This window comes from Pseudomonas sp. NPDC089547 (assembly GCF_050280665.1).
GTDB lineage: Bacteria > Pseudomonadota > Gammaproteobacteria > Pseudomonadales > Pseudomonadaceae > Aquipseudomonas.
The window spans coordinates 60,412-67,088 of record NZ_JBNNVS010000030.1 but is presented as its reverse complement, the minus strand read 5'-3'; the positions used below and the strand labels follow the sequence as shown (position 1 = coordinate 67,088).

Annotated in this window: 3 protein-coding genes; 2 read left to right on the top strand and 1 reads right to left on the bottom strand. The window is 63.5% G+C overall.

The genetic code is table 11. The annotated features are described in order from the left end of the window. Positions 1 to 120: 120 nt before the first annotated feature. Complete coding sequence (locus ACQKPZ_RS19605; RefSeq protein WP_427541253.1) at positions 121 to 3,951, bottom strand: sensor domain-containing protein; 3,831 nt, start codon at positions 3,949 to 3,951, stop codon at positions 121 to 123. A gap of 248 nt (positions 3,952 to 4,199) precedes the next feature. Here ACQKPZ_RS19605 and ACQKPZ_RS19600 point away from each other — a divergent pair, with 248 nt between their 5' ends. Further along, positions 4,200 to 4,601, top strand: a complete 402-nt coding sequence (locus ACQKPZ_RS19600; RefSeq protein WP_427541250.1) for a hypothetical protein — start codon at positions 4,200 to 4,202, stop codon at positions 4,599 to 4,601. Between the two features lie 300 nt (positions 4,602 to 4,901). After that, positions 4,902 to 6,569, top strand: coding sequence for an energy-dependent translational throttle protein EttA (ettA, locus tag ACQKPZ_RS19595; RefSeq protein ID WP_391132291.1), 1,668 nt, complete (start codon positions 4,902 to 4,904; stop codon positions 6,567 to 6,569). Positions 6,570 to 6,677: the final 108 nt, after the last annotated feature.

Below are 6,677 nucleotides of genomic sequence, written 5' to 3'. Positions count from 1 at the left end.
TTTTTCATGGTCTCGCCCTCGCTGCCGTTGGCTTCTTCGAACGCCACCGTGGCACTGTGATGCCTCGGCGGGGGCGAGTCCATCGATTACAGGGACCGTGCGAGCTTGCAGCAGGCGGGCTCAATGGAACATGAACAACGTCTCGTTGGAGAACTGCGCCTCGAATTGATGCGCCGGCATCGGCCGCCCGAACAGGTAGCCTTGAACCTCGTCACAACCATGCTCGCGCAGGAACTCCAGCTGTTCGTGGGTTTCCACACCTTCGGCAATCACCGCCAGGTTGAGGCTGTGGGCCATGGCGATGATCGCCCGGGCGATCTGCGCATCCTGCTCGCCTTCGGGCAGGCCGTCGACGAAGGTGCGGTCGATCTTCAGCACGTCGATGGGGAACTGCTTGAGGTAGTTCAGCGATGAGTAACCGGTGCCAAAGTCGTCCACCGCAATGCTCAGGCCGAGGTTTTTCAGGCTGGCAAGAATCTGCAGTGCCTCGTTCACTTCACGCATCAGGATGCTCTCGGTCAGCTCCAATTCCAGGCACGCTGGCGGCAGGCCGCTTTCATCAAGGATGTTGGCAATCCGTGTGCCCAGCTGGCCGTCGGAGAACTGCCGCGCTGAAATGTTCACCGATACCTTGGGTACGCGCACCTTGGCCTTGTGCCAGGCCTTGAGCTGGCGGCTGGCCTCGCGCAGCACCCAGTCGCCCACTTCCACCACCAGGCCGAGCTCTTCGATCACCGGGATGAAATCGCCCGGCGGCACCAGGCCACGGGTCGGGTGCCGCCAGCGCAGCAGCGCCTCGGCGCCGGTCAGGCGTTTGCCGTCGCCGCTGAACTGCGGCTGGTAGTAGAGGATGAACTCGTTCTGCTCCATGGCGTGACGCAGGTCGCTTTCCAGCTCCAGGCGCTCCAGGGCACTGGCGTTCATCTCGGCCTGGTAGAACTGGAAGTTGTTCTTGCCGCGCTCCTTGGCGTGGTACATGGCAGTGTCTGCGTTTTTCATCAGCTGGCTCAGCTCGCTGCCATCCTGCGGGCTGAGGGCGATGCCGATACTGGCGGTAACGAAGAACTCGCGGTTTTCCAGCACGAACGGCCGTACCAGGCTGCCGAGGATGTTCTCGGCCACGTGGATGGCGCGGTTGAGCGCCATTTCGCGGCTGGGGCGCGGTTGCAGCAGCAGGGTGAACTCATCGCCACCCATGCGTGCGACGGTGTCGTCGTCGTCCACGCAGGCCAGCAGGCGCTGGGCCATGTCCTTGAGCATGCGGTCGCCAGCGGCATGGCCGAGGGAGTCGTTGATCGGCTTGAAGCGGTCCAGGTCGAGGAACATCAGCACCACCCAGGCCTTCTGCCGCTCGGCCTGTTGCAGGGCGTTGTACAGGCGGTCCTGGAACAGGGTGCGGTTGGGCAGGTGGGTGAGGGCGTCGTAATAGGCCAGGCGGTGGATGCGCTGCTCGCTGGCCTTGCGCTCGCTGATGTCGGTGAAGAAGCACACGTAGCTGGCCAGGTCGCCCTCGTCATCCAGCACCGCGGTAATGCCGACCCAGGCCGGGTAGTGGTCGCCGTCACGGCGTTTGAGCCATACCTCGCCTTCCCAGCTACCGCGCTGGTGCAGTTGCTTGACCACGTAGCGCAAGTGGCCTTCCTGCTGTTCGTCCACGGTGAGCATGCCCGGCAACTGGTCGAGCACTTCACTGACGGCGTAACCGCTGACGCGGCTGAACGCCTCGTTGGCCTGGACGATATAGCCGGCCGGGTCGGTGATGAGAATGGCCGACGTGGAATGCTCGAACACCGTCGCGGCCATGCGCAGGTCTTTTTCGGCGCGGCGTTGCTGGCTGATGTCGCGGCCCACACCGAGCACGCCTTCAAAACGCTGGTCATCATCCCAAACCAGCACCAGGCGCAGTTCGATGGGGATCTTGCGGCCATCGGCGCGCAGGCAGTCGAACAGGAACAGCTGGGTCGGCAACTGGCTGCGCAGGTGGGCCAGCTGGGCAGGGTCGCCCATGGCTTTGCTGACACGCTCCATCAGGCTATAGATGCCCGTGAGCTGGGCCGGGTTGGCAATGATCGACTGCCAGCCGTTGGCGAAGATCCAGTCAGCCTGGTAGCCCAGCACACTCTGCACCGAAGGGCTGACATAGTTGAGCTGGAGCAGGCTGTCGGTGGAGAAGATCACGTCGCTGATGCTTTCGGCGAGCATGCGGTAACGCTGTTCGCTGTCGCGCAGGGACTGGCTGGCCTCGATTTGCACCGTTACATCCTTGCCCACGCCGATGATGCGCGTTACCAGGCCATCGCTGTCACGGGTCAGCACCTGCTCGCGGATGTCATAGCAGCGCCAGCCACCATCATGGTGGCGGAAGCGCAACTGGCAGTGCAGGGGTTGGTCATGGCTGTTGTCGCGTTGTTGCTGGCGCAGGGCTTGGTACTGGGCGGCGTCTTCGGGGTGCAGCAATAGCTCCCAGAAGCGCTCGCCCATCTGGGCCAGCTCGGTACGGTCGTAACCCAGGGTCTGGCCGAGGTGGCGGTTGCTGAAGATCATCCGCTGGCTGAGCACGTCCTGCACATACAGCTGGTCGGGCACGGTGCGCACCACGTCCGACCAGAAGCTCTCGCGTTCCAGCAGCGACAGCTCCACCTGCTTGCGGCTGGTGATGTCGCTGATGCTGAGGATTACCGCCTGGTGATCGCGGCGTTGCTGCGGCAGCCGCGCCATCAGCCACAGGTGCAGCTCGCCACCCAGTGGCGCAGGCAGGCGCACTTCCAGTTCCAGCAGCGGGCGCTGTTCGATCAGCGCATCGATCAGTTGCATGCCGACGCTTTCACGGCCATCGCCACTGCCGTCGATCAGCCGCTGCCAGGCGCCTTCGTGACACTCGATATTCAGCAGCTGGCGCGCAACCTGGTTGACTTCGGTGATCTTCAGTTCCAGCAGCAGCGAGCGGCGCAGGTTAGGGTCCAGGGCCAGGCTCTGCTTGAGCGCGGAGAGGTTGCGCAGGTGGTAGCGGTCGAGCTGGCCGGGCAGGCTGGACAGGTCGAGCACGCACAAGGCCACGCCGGTGCCTTCGAAGATTTCCTGGTAACGCCGGCGGTCTTCCTGCAGCGCCCGCTGGCGGCGGCGCATGTTGATCAGCGCCAGAACGGGCAGCAGGGCGCAGAACAATACCAGCAGGCATTTGCCGATCAGTGCTGGCAGCAGTTTCTGCTGGGCGAGCTTGGCGTCGAACAGGCCGCGCAGTTGCCAAGTGCTGTTGTCGATGAACGCCAGCATCACGCTTTGCAGCGGCTCGTTGCTGGTATCGGCCGGCGCATGGCGCTGCAGTATCTCGCCGCTGCGGCTGTTTTCCAGCAGCCACAGCGGGTGACCGCCACCGTCGAGGTGGGTGGTGAGTTCGCGGTAGTAGTCCGGTGACAGGCGTAGCAACCAGTAGCCGCGGTCCTGTTCGGTAGCCTGGCGCAGCAACAGGTACAAGGTGCGGTTGTCGGCCGAATTGGTGAAGAAGTAGGGGCGGCCCTGGTTCAGTGTGAGTAACTCGTCAAGCAACTGGCGGTCGGGGCTGGCGGCCAGGCTGTCAGCGCGCAGCTGCCCGGCGCTGTCCAGCCAGGCCACGCTCTGCAAGGCAGGCAGGCGCTCGCGCAGGGTATCCAGCAGGCTGGGCAGGGCCGCAGGTGCCGGTGAATTGACGTAGGGCTGCACTACATTGACTGCCTGCTGCGCCTTGAACGCCATGTTCAGGCTCAGGTGGTCGGCCAGCTCCGCAGTGGCGTCCAGGCTCTGTTTGCGCAGGTCGGCCTGGGTGTGGTGGAACTGGGCGAACAGCTGCCACAGCAGCAGGCCCAGCAGGATCAGGGCCAGCAGCGCCAGCGCACCCTTGATCGACCCGCGCAGGGTAGCGGCGGGCGCCTGTGGCACGTTACGCAATGACGACGGATGAGTAAGGTTGGTCAAGCGTTGATCCTGCGATTGGGCTGGCGATGGCAGGGACGGGTCATGCACGGTGTGTGCCGGTGTCCGGTTGCCGCACCGCGGTGGCGCACTATAAGGCCGGACACCTGAAACCGGCTAGCATGCCTAGGATTATGGCAAAGTGCCAGCCATGTTGACCGGTGGTGGCTGCCCGGTGGTTCGGCAAGCCCCTGCAACCTGTGCGAGAATAGCGCCCGCTCTACATGACAACGCATCGGAGATGTTCGGTTTTGGTTACTCACTTTTCCTCCAATGGCCTCGATTCCGCCTGTGGGCGCAGCAGTCAGACCCTTGTCAGCACTGCCGTGACCGAGGACGTATCCTGCAAGTCTTGCCAGCGTTCGCTGGTCAAACCCGAGGCGACCACCGCCAAAAGCAAGGCCCCATCGCTGGCTGAACTGCGCAAGACCGCCAAGGCGGCAGCAGCGCCGGCAGTTGCAGAGGCTGCGGCCAAACCGGCTGCCAAGGTTGTCAGTACGGCGCCTGCGGCCGCCAAGCCGGCCAAGGTGGCCGAGCCGCAACCGGCCCGTAGCGGTGGCTTCAGTGTGAAATCTGCCTGGGCAGCACGCCTGGCCGAACAGGGCGACCGCTGCCGGTTGCCGCGGGGCAAGGCCCGGCAGCGGCACGTCTGAACCACCTTCGGCTGCTGTGCCGGCCCTTTCGCGGGCACGCCCGCTCCCACAGGGATATCTGATTGCTTCGGCCCTGTGGTGAACCTGTGGGAGCGGGCGTGCCCGCGAAGAGGCCGGCACAGGCAATAGCCCCCCCGCAGATCACACCGATCCCTGCCCACCATCGACCCCTCCTATGCAACGCCGTACGTTGGCGTAGAATGGTCGCCTTTGTTCAATTACACCCAAACACACATCCCCCTGGCCAGCGCGCCGGGGCGATCGTCGATGTCTTTACCTATCTGATTAGAGGGCTTGGTTTTGGCTCAATACGTCTACACCATGCATCGGCTGAGCAAGGTTGTGCCGCCGAAGCGGGAAATTCTCAAGAACATCTCCCTGTCGTTCTTCCCGGGCGCCAAGATTGGCGTGCTCGGCCTGAACGGCGCCGGTAAATCGACCCTGCTGCGGATCATGGCGGGCGTCGACAAGGAATTCGACGGCGAAGCCCGTCCGATGCCCGACATCAACGTCGGCTACCTGCCTCAGGAGCCGCAGCTGGACCCAACCAAGACCGTGCGTGAAGTGGTCGAGGAAGCGGTCAGCGTGATCAAGGACGCCCAGGCGCGCCTGGACGAGGTTTACGCCGCCTACGCCGACCCGGATGCCGACTTCGACAAGCTGGCCGCCGAGCAGGCCAAGCTGGAGGCCATCCTGCAAGCCGCCGATGGCCACAACCTGGAGCGCCAGCTGGACGTGGCCGCCGACGCCCTGCGCCTGCCAGCCTGGGATGCCCGCATCGAGCACCTGTCCGGTGGTGAGAAGCGCCGTGTGGCCCTGTGCCGTCTGCTGCTGTCGGCCCCCGACATGCTGTTGCTCGACGAACCGACCAACCACCTGGACGCCGACTCGGTGGCCTGGCTGGAGCGCTTCCTGCACGACTTCCCGGGCACCGTGGTAGCCATTACCCACGACCGTTACTTCCTCGACAACGTCGCTGGCTGGATCCTGGAACTGGACCGCGGCGCCGGCATCCCGTACGAAGGCAACTACTCGGGCTGGCTGGAAGCCAAGTCGGACCGCCTGGCGCAGGAATCCAAGCAGCAAAGCGCCCACGAGAAGGCCATGAAAGAGGAACTGGAGTGGGTGCGCAAAGGCGCCAAGGCCCGTCAGTCCAAGTCCAAGGCCCGTCTGCAACGCTTTGAAGAAATGCAGTCGCAGGAATTCCAGAAACGCAGCGAAACCAACGAGATCTACATCCCGGCCGGCCCGCGCCTGGGTGACAAGGTCATCGAGTTCAAGAACGTATCCAAAGGCTATGGCGACCGCGTGCTGATCGACAACCTGTCGTTCGCCATGCCAAAAGGCGCCATCGTCGGCGTAATCGGTGGTAACGGTGCCGGTAAGTCGACCCTGTTCCGCATGCTGATGGGCAAGGAGCAGCCGGACTCGGGCAGCATCGAGATCGGTGAAACCGTGCAACTGGCCTGCGTGGACCAGAGCCGCGAAGACCTGGACGGCGCCAAGACCGTGTTCCAGCAGATTTCCGACGGTTCCGACCAGATCCGCATCGGCAACTACGAGATCCCGTCGCGTACCTACGTTGGCCGCTTCAACTTCAAGGGTGGCGACCAGCAGAAGTTCGTCAAGGACCTTTCCGGTGGTGAGCGTGGCCGCCTGCACCTGGCCCTGACCCTGAAGGAGGGCGGCAACGTCCTGCTGCTCGACGAACCGTCCAACGACCTCGACGTTGAAACCTTGCGTTCGCTGGAAGAAGCCCTGCTGGACTTCCCTGGCGCCGCGATCGTGATTTCCCACGACCGTTGGTTCCTGGACCGTGTGGCTACCCACATCCTGGCGTACGAGGATGACTCGAACGTGGTGTTCTTCGAAGGCAACTACACCGAGTACGAAGCCGACCGCAAGAAGCGCCTGGGCGATGCTGCTGCCCAGCCGCACCGTGTCCGGCACAAGAAACTGGCCCAGTAAGCCGGTATTCTGATGCACAAGAATGGGGCCCTTAGTGGCCCCATTTTTGTGCCTGCTTCACCTGTAAAAACAGCTTTTCAGCTGCTTGCTTTGTATACATTTATATAA